This window comes from Streptomyces sp. NPDC001507 (assembly GCF_042894765.1).
Taxonomy (GTDB): Bacteria; Actinomycetota; Actinomycetes; order Streptomycetales; family Streptomycetaceae; genus Streptomyces.
The window spans coordinates 199,401-214,832 of sequence record NZ_JBIAVV010000001.1; the positions used below are offsets into that span (position 1 = coordinate 199,401).

Genomic DNA, 15,432 nt, shown 5'->3' on the forward strand with positions numbered 1-15,432 from the left:
GTCGACCATGGTGTTGATGGTGTTCTTGAGTTCGAGGATCTCGCCGCGGGCGTCGACGGTGATCTTCTGGGAGAGGTCGCCCTGCGCCACCGCGGTGGCCACCTGGGCGACGTTGCGGACCTGAGCGGTGAGGTTGCCCGCCATGAAGTTCACGGAGTCCGTCAGGTCGCGCCAGGTGCCCTTGACGCCCTTCACGTCGGCCTGCCCGCCCAGGCGCCCCTCGGTGCCGACCTCGCGGGCGACGCGGGTGACCTCGTCGGCGAAGGCGGAGAGCTGGTCGACCATGGTGTTGATGGTGTTCTTGAGTTCGAGGATCTCGCCGCGGGCGTCGACGGTGATCTTCTGGGAGAGGTCGCCCTGCGCCACCGCGGTCGTCACCTGGGCGACGTTGCGGACCTGGGAGGTGAGGTTCCCGGCCATGAAATTGACCGAATCCGTGAGGTCGCGCCAGACCCCGCCCACCCCGGGCACCTGCGCCTGACCGCCGAGCCGGCCCTCGCTGCCGACCTCGCGCGCGACGCGGGTGACCTCGGCGGCGAACGAGGACAGCTGGTCGACCATCGTGTTGACGGTCTCCTTCAGCTGCAGGATCTCGCCACGCGCGGGCACGTCGATCTTCTGGGACAGGTCGCCCTTGGCCACCGCCGTCGCCACCTGGGCGATGTCGCGGACCTGGGTGGTGAGGTTGCCCGCCATGGCGTTGACCGACTCGGTCAGGTCCGCCCAGGTACCGGACACCCCGGGCACCTCGGCCTGCCCGCCCAGCGTGCCCTCGGTGCCCACCTCGCGGGCGACCCGCGTCACCTCGGAGGTGAACAGGGACAACTGGTCCACCATGCCGTTGAACACCGTGGCGATGTCGCCGAGCAGACCCGTGCCGTCGGACGGCAGGCGGGTGCCGAAGTCGCCGTCGCGTACCGCTGTCAGCCCGGCGAGCAGCTGCCGCAGCTCCTGCTCGCCCGGGCCCCGTACCTGGGCGTCCATCGAAGTCCCGGCCATGCCCACCCTCGTTCCGCTACGCAGGATCCCCACCCCGAGGACCTGAACCAGGTCTGCGCCGCGCAGCCCCACCACCAGTGGCGACGCCGCGCTCGACGGATCCGGCCGACGGGAAATCGATCGCAGACTAACTCAGTTGTCGTGCAGCAACAAAAGGCCGGCGAGAAGTCCGTGGCACACCAAAGAACAGCGGAAACGAGAGGCATGGCAAGGCCCCCAAGGGGAACCCGACCGGTTTTTGCCGTCGGCGGATCCGGACCCCGCCGCGGCCGGCGGCCGACGCTCACGTGGTCGTGGTCGCCGCCGCTCACGAGGTCCCGGCCGTCAGGCCGCGATGGCCTCCGCGACGGTCGGGTGACAGGGGGCGACGGCGTCGAGGCCCACCAGCTGCATGGTGCGCAGTACCGGGCCGTGGGCGCCCGCCAGGCGCAGCCACCCCCGCACGGCCCGGGTGGCGTGGTGGGCGGCGACGAGTGCGTTCACACCGCTGGAATCCATGAAGGTGACCCCGCTGAGGTCGACGACGACCCGGGGGCCGGTGGTGGGGTCGTCCGGGGGCATCGCCCGCGTCAGCACGCCCACACTCTGGTAGTCGATCTCACCGCGGACGCCGAGCACGGCGATGCCGTCGACATCCGCGCGGACCACGGCCAACTCGCCGCGCCCCACTGCTTCCTGGTGGTCTGCCACGTCCGTCCTCTGCGCCCTCGGTCCGGGTCGAGCCCCCTTCCTGTAGCCAACGTTGCCCAGGATCCCGGCGGTGATGCACCCGAAATCCCGGACGACTTCCCGGAGCACGGGAATACCGTCGGCAAGGCCGGGTAGACGCGCGCCCATGAACGGGGTATCGCATGTCAGTGGCAGGGAGCGGCCTGTCCCGCCCGAGGAGTGTTCCCGGATGCCGGATGCCGCACCTGCCGACGTCACCATCGCCCTGGACGGGGCGGACGGCTGTATCGCCGGCGCGCGGGACCGGACGTCGGAGTTCCTGACCAGGGCCCAGTCCGAGCACGGACTGCCGGTCACCTCCCGCACGATGGACGTGGCACAGCTGGTGGTCAGCGAACTGGTCACCAACGCGCTGAAGTACGCGCCGGGACCGGTCCTGCTGCACCTGCGCGTCGTCGACGGCATGGTGGAGATCGAGGTCTGGGACACCGACCCCACGCTGCCGCTGGCGCGGGCCGCCGACGCCGGACGGGTGGGCCAGCACGGACTGGAGATCGTGCTGGCGGTGGTGCAGGGCTTCGAGGCACGCCGTGAGCCCGTGGGCAAGTGCGTCACCGTCAGGCTCGCGCTCTTCGACGACCCGCTGCTGGGACTCGGGCGGCCGGCCGGTGACGGTGGCCGGGCGGCAGGCCGGTACGAGCCGCCGGAGGCGGAGGGGTGAGGGGAGCGCGGCGACCTGACGGCGGTCGTCACCCTCGGGGATTGAACCGCGGCGGCCGGGGCAGACGGGCCGCTGCATGATCCACGCGAACGGTTGACAGGCAGGAGGCCCCGGATGCTCTTGGCACACCCCGCCGTACTGACGGACCTGATGGAGCAGTACGAGACGCTGCGCACCCTGCACGCGGACGAGGGCGACGAGGCCGTACGCCGCCGGATGGCGGACATCGCCTACACGCTGTGTGTGGCGACCGGCACCAGTGACATCGACGCCGCCCTGGTCGTGGCCAGGTACCGCCTGCCCGGTGCCCGCGTCGAGGACGACTCCCTGCTCTCCGCCTGACCGCGGCGGACCGGGGCCCCGCCCCGCACGGCGACTCGTGCAGATGCTGTGGAGGCCGAGGCGACGGCGGGGCGACGGGGCGTGTCCGGCCGCCGGTCGGGTACCGCGAGGGAACAAGGTGGTACCTGCATGGACAGGCGATGTCGGAAAGCGAAACCTCGTGACTGGTCTCAGTGATGCCGGGGACGGCCCGTCGGACGGCCCGTCGGACCGCCTCACCGCGTTGGCCGTGTCGATGGCCGACGCCGTCGAGTGCCTCACGACCCTGTGGTCGGTCGCCGCGCAGGGCGCGAGCGTGCGGCTGTCGTCGCACCAGCTGCGCGCCCTGCGCGTCATGGAGGGGGAACCGGGGATCAACCTGACCGCCCTGGCCGTGCGAATGGACATCGGGCTGCCCGCCGCAAGCCGGCTCTGCGACCGGCTGGAGGCGGCCGCCCTGCTGGAGCGGGAGCTGCATCCGCGTAATCGGCGCGTGGTGCGACTGCATGTGACGAGGCAGGGCCGGCAGGCGCTCGACGAGGTGGCATGCCGCAGGTCGCGGCGGCTGGCCGTCGCCCTCGGCGCCATGGACCCGGCCGATGCCGAGGCCCTCGGGCGAGGGCTCCGCGGGTTTCTGGCCGCGCTGGACGCCGGGACGGGAGACGAGGGCGGAACCGGCTGACGTACGCGCGGACGTACACCGCGACCTACACGAGGACATGCGCGAGGCCGTTCCCGGGCCCGGCGGTTCGCCAGCCGGGCGTCCGGGAACGCGGACGCCACCTCACGTCACGGCGTCACGACTGCGTCCGCCCCCGCCAGTCGAGGCACACGACCAGCGCGTCGTCGTCCGCCGCCACGGCATCGCCGCGATGACCCGCCAGCTCGCGCAGAACGGCGCGCGGCACCTCGGCGGCGGGCAGCAGCCGGGTGGACTGGATGGCCCGGGCCAGCGCCCGCTCGCCGTACGTCTCGCCCTTGGGGGAGTGCACCGCGTGCACGCCGTCGCTGACGAAGATGAGCCGGTCCCCGGGCTCGACGGCGAAGTCCTGCGCCACGTAGTCCGTCTCCTCGAACATGCCCAGTGGCAGTTGTGCCTCGAAGGGCACGCGCTCGACAGCGCCGCCGCGCAGCCGCAGCAGCTGGGGGGAGCCGGCGTCCACCACGCTCGCCCGGCCCGTCGCCAGGTCGAGGTCCAGCATCAGGACGGACAGGTAGCGGCGGCCCTGGTAGTGGGCATAGACGGCCTGGTCGGCCAGGGCCGCCTGGTCCTCGATGGAGATTCCGGCGCGCCGCGCGTTGCGCAGGGCGTTGACGGCGAGGTTGGTCAGCAGGGCCGCCTCTATGCCCTCGCCCATGCCGTTCGTGACGTACAGCATCAGCCGGTCGGACGTGGCCGACCAGTCGAAGTTGTCCCCGAAGACGGCGTAGGCCGGCTCCAGCTGGCAGGCCAGGTCGTACTCCGGCCGGGAACAGGAGCGGCCGGGCAGCAGATGCCACTGCATCTCCGCGGCCAGGGTGAGCCGGTCCTTGCGCCGGGCCTGGAGGTACAGGTCCGTGTCGCGCTCGGCCACGATCACCTCGTGCGCCAGCGCGTCGGCGATCTCGGCGAGTTCCGCGACGCAGTCGGAGGGCGCCTCGCTGCCGTTCAGCGTCACGGTGAGCACGCCGAGCCGGTCGCCGCGCACGCTCACCGGCAGATGGACCCGGGCCGGCCGGCCGCGGCCGTCCTCGCAGTAGGGCGTCTGGGAGCCGAAGGCCCGGCCGGCCGGGCTGCCGTGCACCGGTACCGACTCCAGGTTGTGCGGCGCCACCGACACCGGCTGGAGCACCGTCAGGCTGTAGTCGGCCATGAACAGCTCGGCGTCCGCCGCGTCGTATCGCTCGGTCAGCACGAGGCGGACGGCGTCGAGCAGTTCGTGGGGGGCCGCTGTGCGCAGGGCGCGTTCAGCGGTTTCGAATCTGTTCACGATGGGGGATGCACCAATCTTTCTCCTGACAACGTGCGGGCCCGGCGGCGGCGCCGGGCTCCGTGCGAAGCCGCGTCTGTCGTCCCGGGGTGTCCATGGCCGATGGCGGCGGCTAGTACGCTGAGAGGCACCCCAGTGCCTGCGAGAGTGTGACCGTGACTGCCTTCCGCCGCCGCCCCGAGCCCGAAGAGGTCGCACGCGTGACCACGCGGGCCGTCGAGCTGCTGGAGGTCGTCTGGGGCCGGGCGTCGACCGCGCCCACCTCCGCCTCCCAGCTGCGCGTGCTGCACATCCTCGAGCACCACGAGGGCATCAACCTGCGCACCCTCGCCGAGTTCCTCGCCTCCACCCCGCCGTCGACGAGCCGGCTGTGTGACCGGCTGCAGGCCGCGGGGTTCGTCGAGCGCGTGGTGAGTCCGGAGGACCGGCGCGAGGTGCGGCTCCATCTCAGCGTCCGGGGGCGCCTCTTCCTCGCCGATCTGCGCGCCCGCCGGGAGAACGAGTTGCAGAAGGTGCTGGCCGACATGCCCGCGGCCAAGCGCGTTGCCCTGCTGGAGGGCCTGGAGGCGTTCTGTGCCACCGCGGCCACGCAGATACACGACGAGGCTCCGGACTCCGGCAGCCGGACCGCCTGAAGAAGTCACGGCACCGGTGCCACCACCGCTTCACGACGATGGCGGGCGGTGCCCGGAGCGGTCTCCGTCCACCGGATCATTCCAGGTCCTTCCCCGTGTACGTCCGACGCGGCTACTCTGTTGCCTCATGGCTATTGTTGTCAAACGGCAACTGTTCTTCGAATGTTCCTCATTCCCTTCGGAGACCTCTTGCCGACGCGGTCCGCGGTGACCGCGCGGTACGTCCCGAACGCCGCAGGCGCACGGGTGACCGGAAGCGCGTCCCGGTACGCGACCCGGGCGCGGGGCGCTCGCGACGGCCGTGTCTCCGTGGTGGCCGCACCGGCCCTCCACGCACCGCCGTCGTGCGGTCGCGTTCGCCCGCTTGCGAACCCGACAGTCATCCGTGTACCCGCCGAGAGGGACCGCATGACGTTCGTCGCCCAGGCTGTGACGGCTCCCACGGGCAGCGGCCCGGCCGCCCGGTCCGCCCCCACCGGCTCCAGCGGCCCCACCAGGGCCGTCGACGTGAGGATGGCGCCGTGCACCCGGCCCCGGACCTGAGCGAGCGCATCGACCGCCGCGCGCAGGTCTTCGTGCTCACCGTTCGGGGCGAGGTCGACTACGACGACGCCGGTGACTTCGAGCGGGCCTGGGAGGCGGCCGACCGGGCGGGGATGCCCGTCACGGCTGTCGACCTCGCCGGGGTCACCTTCGCCGACAGCATGCTGCTCAACGCGCTCGTCCGGGCCCGCCACCGCCACCGCGCCGACGGCAGGACCCTCCTGCTGGTGGGTCCCCTGCCGGCCGCCGTCAGCCGGCTCCTGGAGATCAGCGGCACCGCGGAGCTGTTCACCGTCACGGACGTCCGTCCCGGCTCCACGGGGACGGGCAGCGGCTGACGGTACGCGCGAACCGAGGTAGCCTCCAGCGACCGCCCTTGACCTGCAGAAGCAGGCAGGGAGCAGACGAATCGGGAGTTTCCTCGTGCTTCGTACCATGTTCAAGTCCAAGATCTAGCGTTTCAGTGTTTTCGCAGGTCAGAGCGCTGATCGCTGCCTCCGGGTCAGCAAGCTGTCAGCATCGGGCCGGGCGGTGTCCGGCCTGCTGACCTGCACGGTGGCTGCTGCGCTCTTCGGGCGCCCTGCTCGGAAGCTGGACGCGTGGCTGGACGGCTCGCCCGTGGGATGGGGCCGCTTGGGCCGGCACGACTCACCCACCCCGTCCCCGAGCAGGATCTGACCATCCCGTTAGGCAGAGTCCGATCTCCTCGCGGCCAGGCGACGTTCGAGTCCCGTGAGCCCCCAAGCGAGCGGGGCGACGCCGGTCCCCAGAGTCAAGCCCCGTCGAACGGGCCAAAGGGGTTCGTTACGCCGGACATGCCGCTGTCCATGGCGCTCGGGGTCAACGTCGGCTCACAAACCGGGATCATCGAACTGGTCGAGAAGGAAGTCGACCGGTGCGACGCCCGAGGCGGCGGATTCGCCGTCGTGAAGAAGCTGCTCCGTCCAGATGACCTTGCCGCGGGTCGTGTACCGCGTTCCCCATCGCTGCGCGAACTGCGCCACCAGAAAGAGCCCCCGCCCGCCTTCGTCCGTGGTCGCCGCCCGCCGCAGGCGCGGCGAGGTACCGCTGCCGTCCGAGACCTCGCAGATCAGACAGCGTCCGTGCAACAGCCGTACGCCGACCGGCGGCGAGCCGTACCGGATCGCGTTCGTGACCAACTCGCTGACGATCAGCTCCGTGGCGAATCCGGTCTCCTCCAGCCCCCACTCCAGCAACGTCTCCCTGCAGCGCGCCCGCACCGAGGGAACCAACGCCGGATCGGGCGGCACGTCCCACTCGGCCACGCGCGAGGGCGGGAACATCCGGGTACGTGCCGTCAGCAGCGCGATGTCGTCGGAGGGGCGTGACGGCTTCAGCGCGTCGATCACCGCCTGACACACCTCCTCCGGAGTGCGTTTCCCGGACCCGCCCAAAGCCCGGCGCAGCATCTCCAACCCGACGTCGAAGTCGTGGGCGCGGTTCTCCACCAGGCCGTCGGTGTACAGCACCAGTTGTGAACCCTCCGGCAGGGACACCTCGGCGCTCTCGAAGGGGTAGCCGCCCAGACCGAGGGGCGCCGAGACCGGCACACCAAGGCAGGTGACCGTCCCGTCCGGGCGCACCACCACCGGTTCCGGGTGTCCCGCACGGGCCATCGTGCAGGTCCCCGCCACCGGGTCGTAAACCGCGTACAGACAGGTCGCTCCGGTCACCGCCTCCCCTTCGTCGTCATCGACGGCATCACCCCTGTTCTTCTCGTTGTCCATGCGCACGACCAGGTCGTCCAGGTTCCCGAGCACCTCGTCCACGGGCAGGTCCAGGGTGGAGAAGTTGTGCACAGCGGTGCGCAGCCGACCCATCGTCGCCGCCGCGTGCAGCCCGTGACCGACGACGTCACCCATCACCAGGGCCACGCGCGCGCCCGGAAGCGGGATGACGTCGAACCAGTCCCCGCCCACCCCCGCCTCCGAGGGCAGATACCGCCACGCCACCTCCAGCGCGTCCTGCTCCGGCTGTCCACGCGGCAGCAGACTGCGCTGCAGCGCCACCGCCACCGTGTGCTCCCGGGTGAACCGCCGGGCGTTGTCGATGGCTACCGCCGCCCGTACGGCCAGTTCTTCCGCGAAGGTGAGATCCTCCGGCTCGAACGGAGGGGAATCCGCCGTCCGGTAGAAGTTCGCCACGCCCAGCGGTACGTTCCGCGCCCGCAGTGGCACGGCCACCAGCGACCGCAGACCGCCCTCCAGGGCCTTCCGGGCGCGCTCCGGGTCCTGTTCCCGCCAGCCGTCTGACCGGCGCAGGTCCGTCTCCAGCATCCCTCGCCCCTCCTGCAGCGACCGCATCTGCGGGGTGCGGGGTGAGAACGCGATCACTTCGTCCAGCGGATACACCGGCATCATCCGCTGTTCGCCGCCGATCGCCGCCCGGCGCAGATGCCGCCAGCCCTCCGCCGTCGGCTCCCACCCCCGCAGCACCGCGTCGAGCAGATCCACCGTCACGAGGTCGGCGAACTGCGGCGCCGCCACGTCGGCCAGCTCCTGGGCCGTACGCCTCACATCCAGCGTCGTCCCGATCCGCACCCCGGCCTCGTACAGCAGCTTCAGCCGCTCCCGCGAGACCTCGGCCCGACCCGAGATCTCCGCCAGCTCGGTGGTGTCCCGGAGGGTCACGACGCTGCCTCCCCGGTCGCCCTGGGGGTACGTCGGCCGTTTGTTCACCGCCAGCAGTCGGTCCCCCGCGCGAAGCACCTCGTCGGTGACCTCCTCAGGCGACGACAGCAGGCTCACGACCGGCTCCGGCAGTCCCAGCTCCCGCACCGAGCGCCCCCGTACGTCAGCCGGCAGTCCGAGAAGCCGCGTCGCCTCGTCGTTCGCCAACAGCAGCCGTCCGTCGGCGCCGGTGATCAGCACCCCTTCCCGCACCGCGTGCAGGACCGCGTCGTGGTGCTCGTACAACTGTGCCAGCTCCACCGGAGCCAGGCCGAAGGTCTGCCGCCGCAGCCGCCGGGACACCTGCGTCGTTCCCGTCATGGCCAGCGCCAGCGCGACCGCGCCGCTGGCCAAGATGATCGGCAGCTGCGGCAGCCACAGCCCCATCACGTTCTTGACCGTGATTCCGGCGGAGACCAGGCCGACCACCTTGCCGCGCGAGTCGGTCACCGGGACCACCGCCTGCACGTCCGTCCCCCGGCCCGCGGGCAGAGGCGGCCCACCGGCCTGCTCGATGACGGTACGGTTCTTCAGCGCCGGTTCGATCACGCCGACGAACTTCTTCCCGATCTCCCGCGGATAGGGGTACGTGTAACGAATCCCCTTCGTGCTCATGACGACGACGAAATCCATGCCTGTGCGCTTGCGCGCGGCCTCGGCCCGCGGCTGGAGCACCGCTGAGGGGTCCCGGCTCTGCAGTGCCGCGGCCACACCAGGGGCACTCGCGAACGACTGGGCCGCGATGACCGACTCCCGTCGCCCGTGCTGCAGAGCGTCACTCGCCGCCTGGAGCACCATGCCCACCACCGCGGCCACCACCAGCAGGACCACGACGACGACCTGGAGGAGGAACACCTGACCGGCCGCACTGCGCAGGTCCATCCGGGAAGCGCGACCTTTGCGCGAGCGGCCGACGGGCGGATGACGTTCCGGGCTCAGAGGGCGTTCGGAGAATGCCTCCATACACCCTTGATAACACCACTGTGGGCAAGCCGACGCCGATCGAATCCGTCGCGCGGCTGCCGCGTCGCAGCAGCAGAGGGCGGCGGTGCAGTAAGGAACGAGCTGAGCGGGAGCAGGGCGTCGAGAGCAGATGCCGGTCGGCGCGGCAGGCGTGGGTGGGCTGCTGACCGCCCGGGCTGCGGCGGTGATGTGCTGCGCGGCGAGCCGTGCGCCCTCGTCCCCGGCCGACCCCGTGGTGATTGCGTCCCTGGAAACGCGGGCCGGCTCGCGATCGGCGGCATCGTATGCGCGACTCGGCAGGGGCCAGGAGCCTGTCGCCGCGCAGGGCGCGCCGCATCGCTGGCGCGGTCGCCTCCTCACCGGGAGCAGACGCAGCCGTGACACGGGTTCCAGCCACCTACGCGGAGCGCTCTGGAGTCCCGGGGCGCCTACAGCCGACGGCGACGGCCGCGATGTCGTCATCGAGCCTTCCGCCGCTGTAATGGAGTAGGTCTCGGTGAAGCCGGTCCAGCAGCTCACGGGGCGTCGCCGGGCCGAGCTGCCGCATCCACTCCGGTAGCGGGAAGAACGTGCCGGCCCGGTTTCGGGTCTCCGTCACGCCGTCGGTGTAGAGCAGCATCTGGTCACCGGAGGCGAAGGCGACGGTGTCGACGTTGTAGTCGTCCCCGAGGAGCGTCGCGAGGTTGAGGGGCGGTGAGGGGACGGTGGGCTCAAGGACGCGGATCTCGCCGTTGCGCATCACCAGTGGCGGAGGATGTCCACAATTGAGGATCTTGACATGTCCGCCGCTGCTGGGGATCTCGGCGATCAGAGCAGTGGCGAAGTGCTCAGGCTGATCCGGGTCGAGGATCGCGACGCTGTAGCGCCCCATGCTCGTCTCCAGCCGATGGATGACGCCCCTCAGGTCGGGCTGGTCGTACGCGTTCTCCCTGAAGCAGTTGATCACCGCCGAGGCGGCTCCCACGGCCGGCAGCCCCTTGCCGCGCACGTCACCGATGAGCAGCCGAACCCCGAACGGCGTGTCGGCCACCTCGTAGAAGTCGCCTCCGATCCGGGCCTGCTCCTGAGCCGCCAGATACAGCGACTCGACATCGAGGCCTTGGACACGGCGCGGCAGCGGGCGCAGCAACACCTGCTGCGCTGCGTCGGCGACGAGCCGGACCTGGAAGAGCGTTTCCTCTCGCTGGAGTCGAAGATGACTTGTATATGCGGCCGTCAAAGTGACCGCGACGATCGCAGCCGCCGTGTAGGGCGTTCCGAGATCGGAGTACACGAGGCTCAGCCCGATCATGGTCAGCAGGCAGAACGCCCCCAGCGCGATCGTCGGGAGCACGGGCCACATCGCAGCGGCCAGGGCGGGTGCGGCAGGCAGGAGACGGCTGAAGGCGATCTCCCTGGGAGTGGCGAAGGCCAAGCCGGTGATGAGGACAGTGAGAATCGCGGGGGACAGCAGGACGATCTCGCGTCGGCCATCGGATGAAGGGCGGCGGCGCCGGGATCGTCCTGTCTTGATCACAAAATCATCTTAATAGGGCATAACGGGCTTCGTTCCGTGGGGGCATCGGCGCCCATGTGCGCCGACCGGCCGCTGGACCGCGCCGTGCAGCCCCCTAAGAACGCCCCCCGGCTGTGAGCGGCCCTTCCGCGGTGGGCGGCCCAGGAGTCGGAGCCCGTCGTCAAGGACCGACAAGGTGACGCTCGCGCCTCCCCGGGCCGAGCCTCACTCTCTTCGAGGGCGCACGTGGTCTGGGTCCATGGTCGTCATGGGCACGCACCACAGGTCATGGCCTTCATGTCCGGGAGGGGCCGCACAGTTGGCGACGGCGGCGTGATAGCGAATGCTGCGGCGGAGCCCCGTCGAGAACCATCCCGACGGTGCGGTTCGTCGTGGCCGCCGGCGGCCTGTCGGCCTAGGCGGACGTCGGCCACCCGGCGCTCAGGCCAGGTAGTCCCGCTTGTCGGGTTCGGCCGGGCGGTTCTCCTTCAACGTGCCCGGGGGCCGGTGCGAGACCTGCCAGGGCGAAGGATTCGTCGCGGTGGAACTGCTGTTCCTGCCCGGCACCTACGCGCCGTGCCCGACCTGCGAAGGCGCCCGGTACAACGCCGAAACGCTGGAAGTCACCTACCGCGGCAAGAACATCGCGGACGTACTTCGCCGAGTACGAGAGGCGCTCCTGCCACCTCGTCTCGCCGCGGAGGACCGGTTGTGCCGTCGTGACCCGCCCCGATCTGCTGGAAGTCCTGGCCGAACGGGCGCCTGCAACCGTCGTCGTCCGAGACGATTTCATGCGCCTTGGGCATGGCGAAGAGGGAAAATGAAGCGGAAGCGCTCGGTCGTGTGGTGGAGGAGCGGGCCGCGGCCCTGGTCCTCTATCTCACCGCCGCTGACCCCGGTTGGCAACTCGCTCTGGATCTCTCGACTTACCTGATGACTCATCAGGTAAGTCGGCATCCAATCAGCATCGGACCGGGAGAGTCTTCCGTACATGCTCCTGGTCGACGGCTTCGCGGCGCCGGTGTACCGTGAACAACGCCCTTGACCTGCAAAAAGCAGGCAGGGAGCCGTCAAACAGGAGTCCAAAGTGCTGCGTACTCTGTTCAAGTCCAAGATCCACCGCGCCACCGTCACCCAGGCCGACCTGCACTACGTGGGATCCGTGACCATCGACGCCGACCTCCTCGACGCCGCCGACCTGCTGCCGGGCGAGCTGGTCCACATCGTCGACATCACCAACGGCGCCCGGCTGGAGACGTATGTCATCGAGGGTGAGCGGGGCTCCGGGGTCGTCGGGATCAACGGGGCGGCCGCCCATCTCGTGCACCCCGGAGACCTGGTGATCATCATCAGCTACGCTCAGGTCACCGACGCCGAGGCGCGTACGCTTCGGCCGCGGGTCGTGCACGTCGACCACGACAACCGGGTCGTGGCCCTCGGCGCCGACCCGTCCGAGCCGGTACCGGGTTCGGACCAGGAGCGCAGCCCGCAGGCCGTGTCGGCCTGACCGGAGGACCAGGAGGGCGACATGAGCGACATCGAGATCCGCGACGACCGGGCGGCCGGCCGTCTGGAGGCGGTCGCCGGCGACGAAGTCGTCGGCCACATCGAGTACTTCGTCCTGGAGTCGCCCTCCCGGGCCCTCGTGCCCGTACACACCATCGTGCAGCCCGAGCACGAGGGGAAGGGCATCGCCGGCTCCCTCGCCCGCGAGCTGTACGCGATCTCCGAGCGCGAGGAGACCCCGGTGGCCCCGCTCTGCCCGTACGTCGTCAGGTGGGCCGAGCGCCACCCCGACGTGGCGCCGGCACCGGACCCCGAGCTGCTCCGCGCGGCGAAGGAGTGGCTGGTCGCCCACCCCGGCCGCTTCTGAGGGTCCGCGCGTGCTCGCCCTCCTGCACACCTCACATCTCCACGTCCCCGTCTTCGACGCCCTGCGCGACGAGCACCACCCGGGCCTGGAGCTACGCCACCACGTGGACCCGGACCTCCTGGCCCGGGCCCGCCGGGAGGGCCCCGACGCGGTCGCCAGGGACGTCACCGCAGCCCTCCGCCAGGCAGTGAGCTCCGGTGCCCGTGCCGTGCTCTGCACCTGCTCGACGATCGGCGAGGTGGCGGAGCGCGCCGCCGGCGAGGTCGGCGTACCGGTCGTCCGCGGCGACCGTCCGATGGCGGCCGAGGCGGTGGCGGCGGGACCCCGTATCGCCGTCCTGGCGACGGTCGAGAGCACCCTGCCGCCGACCCTGGCCCTGCTCGACGACGAGGCCCGGCGCGCGGACCGCCCGATCCGTGCCCGCGCCCAGGTCGTACCGGACGCCTGGACCCGTTTCGAGGCCGGTGACATCGAGGGCTGCGCGCGCCTCGTGGCAGCCGCCGCGGACGCCGTGACCGACGCCGACGTGATCGTGCTGGCCCAGGCCTCCATGACCTCGGCCGCGAAGTTCACGACCACGGCCCTCCCGATGGTCTCCAGCCCGCGCCCGGGTCTGGCGGCGGCCGCGAGGAGTGTACGAGCGCCGCTCGGGTAGGTGGGCCAGTAGACCCGACACCGGCCGGAGGCCACCATGACGACCCCACACCCGGACCCCCGCCCTCCGGACCCCTACCCCACCCCGGTCCCCACCCCCGAACCACCCCCCGCACCACCGACCCCAACCCCCCCACCCCCACCCCCCGACCCGTCCCCCATCCCCCCGGGCCCAGACCCCACCCCCACCCCAGAACCGGGCCCACCCCTCACCTGACCCCCCGCAGGGACACGGAGAACCACACAAAACCCCCAACCCACCCGCACCAGGCGGCCAGCCTCGACCGCCCTCCTCCTCAGGGGCGCGGGGAACTGCGCAAAACCCCCAACGCACCCGCACCCGGAGAACAGCCCCGACCGGCCACGCCTACAGGGGCGCGGGGAACTGCGCGAAACCGCAGCCCGCCCGCACCCCGCACCCCGCCAGTGCTACGCCGTGACCTCCGACCGGTCCCCGCCCCACAGCGTGTGGAACGACCCCTCCCGGTCCACCCTCCGATACGTGTGGGCCCCGAAGAAGTCCCGCTGCCCCTGCGTGAGCGCCGCAGGCAACCGCTCCGCCCGCAGCGCGTCGTAGTACGCCAGCGCCGCCGAGAAGCCGGGCACGGCGACCCCTTCCCGCGTCGCCGCGATGATCACCTCACGCCAGTCGTCCTGCGCCTCCGCGATCTCCCGCGCGAACGTCTCGTCCGACAGCAGGCTCGGCAGGTCCGCCCGCGCGTCGTACGCCGCCCGGATCCGGTCCAGGAACGCCGCCCGGATGATGCAGCCGCCCCGCCAGATCGAGGACACCGCCCCGAGGTCGATGTCCCAGTCGTACTCGTCGCTGCCCGCCTGGATCTCGTGGAAGCCCTGCGTGTACGACACGATCTTCGACGCGTACAGCGCCTGCTCCACCCGGTCCGCGAACGCCCCCGCCTCCGCCTCGGACAGCGCCTTCGGCTTCGGACCTGCCAGCCCCCGCGACGCGGCCCGCAGATCGGCGTGACCGGACAGCGAGCGCGCGAAGACCGCCTCGGCGATCCCCGACACCGGCACGCCCAGGTCCAGCGCGATCTGGACCGTCCAGCGGCCGGTACCCTTCTGCTCCGCCTGGTCCACCACCACGTCCACGAACGGCTTGCCGGTCGCGGCGTCCACGTGCGCCAGCACCTCCGCCGTGATCTCGATCAGGTACGAGTCCAGCCGGCCCGTGTTCCAGGTGCGGAAGATGTCCGCGATCTGCGCGGGGGAGTACCCGGCGACGTCCCGCAGCAGCTGGTACGCCTCGCCGATCAGCTGCATGTCGGCGTACTCGATGCCGTTGTGCACCATCTTCACGAAGTGCCCGGCGCCGTCCGGACCGATGTGCGTCACGCAGGGCGCGCCGTCCGCCGCCTTCGCCGAGATCTTCTCCAGCATCGGGCCCAGCGAGTCGTACGACTCCTTCGGGCCGCCCGGCATGATGCTCGGCCCGTGCAGCGCGCCCTCCTCACCGCCGGACACGCCCATGCCCACGAAGTGGATGCCCTGCTCGCGCAGCGCCTTCTCGCGGCGCCGGGTGTCCGCGAAGTGCGCGTTGCCGCCGTCGATGATCATGTCGCCGGGCTCCAGGAGCGGTGCGAACTCCTCGATCACCGCGTCCGTCGGATCGCCCGCCTTGACCATGATGACCAGCCGGCGGGGCCGCTCCAGCGCCGCCACGAACTCCTTGGCGGTCTCGGCCGCGATGAAGTCGCCCTCGTCCCCGAAGTTCTCCACCAGCTCGTGTGTCTTCGACACCGTGCGGTTGTGCAACGCCACCGTGTAGCCGTTGCGCGCGAAGTTCCGTGCGAGGTTGCGGCCCATGACCGCGAGACCCGTGACGCCGATCTGCGCCGAAGTGCTCATACCGCCTGCTCCTCAAGAATCAAGTCGATC

The 15,432-nt window shown here is 71.0% G+C and carries 14 protein-coding genes and 1 pseudogene; 9 read left to right on the forward strand and 6 right to left on the reverse strand.

Annotation, left to right across the window (positions count from 1 at the left end):
- Together ACFY0K_RS00960 and ACFY0K_RS00965 are read right to left on the reverse strand one after the other, a co-directional pair.
- On the reverse strand, positions 1 to 984 hold a 984-nt coding region (locus tag ACFY0K_RS00960; RefSeq protein ID WP_390638825.1), incomplete at its 3' end, for a HAMP domain-containing protein.
- Positions 985 to 1,323: 339 nt separating this feature from the next.
- On the reverse strand, positions 1,324 to 1,689 hold the full coding sequence (locus ACFY0K_RS00965; RefSeq protein ID WP_390637977.1) for an STAS domain-containing protein: 366 nt from the start codon (positions 1,687 to 1,689) through the stop codon (positions 1,324 to 1,326).
- Between the two features lie 145 nt (positions 1,690 to 1,834).
- On the opposite strand from ACFY0K_RS00965, the gene ACFY0K_RS00970 reads away from it, so the two are divergent.
- The 3 genes from ACFY0K_RS00970 (at position 1,835) to ACFY0K_RS00980 (ending at position 3,392) form a co-directional block, all read left to right on the forward strand.
- Positions 1,835 to 2,389 carry an ATP-binding protein gene (locus ACFY0K_RS00970; protein WP_390637978.1) on the forward strand — a complete coding sequence of 185 codons (555 nt, stop codon included), beginning with the start codon at positions 1,835 to 1,837 and terminating at the stop codon, positions 2,387 to 2,389.
- A gap of 114 nt (positions 2,390 to 2,503) precedes the next feature.
- Positions 2,504 to 2,731 (forward strand): DUF5133 domain-containing protein, encoded by a 228-nt coding sequence (locus ACFY0K_RS00975; protein WP_351955573.1) that lies wholly within the window; start codon positions 2,504 to 2,506, stop codon positions 2,729 to 2,731.
- Between the two features lie 160 nt (positions 2,732 to 2,891).
- Entirely contained in the window at positions 2,892 to 3,392 is a 501-nt protein-coding gene (locus ACFY0K_RS00980) for a MarR family winged helix-turn-helix transcriptional regulator (RefSeq protein ID WP_390637979.1), read from the forward strand.
- Between the two features lie 115 nt (positions 3,393 to 3,507).
- Here ACFY0K_RS00980 and ACFY0K_RS00985 read toward each other — a convergent pair whose 3' ends face one another.
- Complete coding sequence (locus ACFY0K_RS00985; protein ID WP_390637980.1) at positions 3,508 to 4,680, reverse strand: PP2C family protein-serine/threonine phosphatase; 1,173 nt, start codon at positions 4,678 to 4,680, stop codon at positions 3,508 to 3,510.
- Between the two features lie 149 nt (positions 4,681 to 4,829).
- Here ACFY0K_RS00985 and ACFY0K_RS00990 point away from each other — a divergent pair, with 149 nt between their 5' ends.
- Together ACFY0K_RS00990 and ACFY0K_RS00995 are read left to right on the forward strand one after the other, a co-directional pair.
- Positions 4,830 to 5,315: a MarR family transcriptional regulator gene (locus tag ACFY0K_RS00990; RefSeq protein WP_390637981.1), complete on the forward strand. Its 486-nt coding sequence runs from the start codon at positions 4,830 to 4,832 to the stop codon at positions 5,313 to 5,315.
- 521 nt (positions 5,316 to 5,836) lie between these two features.
- Positions 5,837 to 6,196, forward strand: coding sequence for an STAS domain-containing protein (locus ACFY0K_RS00995; RefSeq protein ID WP_390637982.1), 360 nt, complete (start codon positions 5,837 to 5,839; stop codon positions 6,194 to 6,196).
- A 513-nt stretch (positions 6,197 to 6,709) separates the two neighbouring features.
- Here ACFY0K_RS00995 and ACFY0K_RS01000 read toward each other — a convergent pair.
- A complete protein-coding gene (locus ACFY0K_RS01000; RefSeq protein ID WP_390637983.1) occupies positions 6,710 to 9,430 on the reverse strand; it encodes a SpoIIE family protein phosphatase in 2,721 nt (906 codons plus the stop codon).
- 478 nt (positions 9,431 to 9,908) lie between these two features.
- The gene (locus ACFY0K_RS01005; RefSeq protein ID WP_390637984.1) at positions 9,909 to 11,027 is read right to left on the reverse strand and encodes a PP2C family protein-serine/threonine phosphatase; all 1,119 of its coding nucleotides are present in this window, start codon (positions 11,025 to 11,027) and stop codon (positions 9,909 to 9,911) included.
- Between the two features lie 448 nt (positions 11,028 to 11,475).
- On the opposite strand from ACFY0K_RS01005, the pseudogene ACFY0K_RS01010 reads away from it, so the two are divergent.
- The 4 genes and pseudogenes from ACFY0K_RS01010 to ACFY0K_RS01025 all read left to right on the forward strand — a co-directional run.
- Positions 11,476 to 11,664: pseudogene (locus tag ACFY0K_RS01010) on the forward strand (hypothetical protein); the annotation flags it as partial.
- Between the two features lie 429 nt (positions 11,665 to 12,093).
- Complete coding sequence (panD, locus tag ACFY0K_RS01015; protein WP_351489859.1) at positions 12,094 to 12,513, forward strand: aspartate 1-decarboxylase; 420 nt, start codon at positions 12,094 to 12,096, stop codon at positions 12,511 to 12,513.
- A 21-nt stretch (positions 12,514 to 12,534) separates the two neighbouring features.
- Positions 12,535 to 12,879 carry a GNAT family N-acetyltransferase gene (locus ACFY0K_RS01020; protein ID WP_352367690.1) on the forward strand — a complete coding sequence of 115 codons (345 nt, stop codon included), beginning with the start codon at positions 12,535 to 12,537 and terminating at the stop codon, positions 12,877 to 12,879.
- A gap of 10 nt (positions 12,880 to 12,889) precedes the next feature.
- Complete coding sequence (locus tag ACFY0K_RS01025) at positions 12,890 to 13,534, forward strand: aspartate/glutamate racemase family protein (RefSeq protein ID WP_390637985.1); 645 nt, start codon at positions 12,890 to 12,892, stop codon at positions 13,532 to 13,534.
- 428 nt (positions 13,535 to 13,962) lie between these two features.
- Here the strand turns inward: ACFY0K_RS01025 and gndA are convergent, their stop codons facing one another.
- Positions 13,963 to 15,402 (reverse strand): NADP-dependent phosphogluconate dehydrogenase, encoded by a 1,440-nt coding sequence (gene gndA, locus ACFY0K_RS01030; RefSeq protein ID WP_390637986.1) that lies wholly within the window; start codon positions 15,400 to 15,402, stop codon positions 13,963 to 13,965.
- Positions 15,403 to 15,432: the final 30 nt, after the last annotated feature.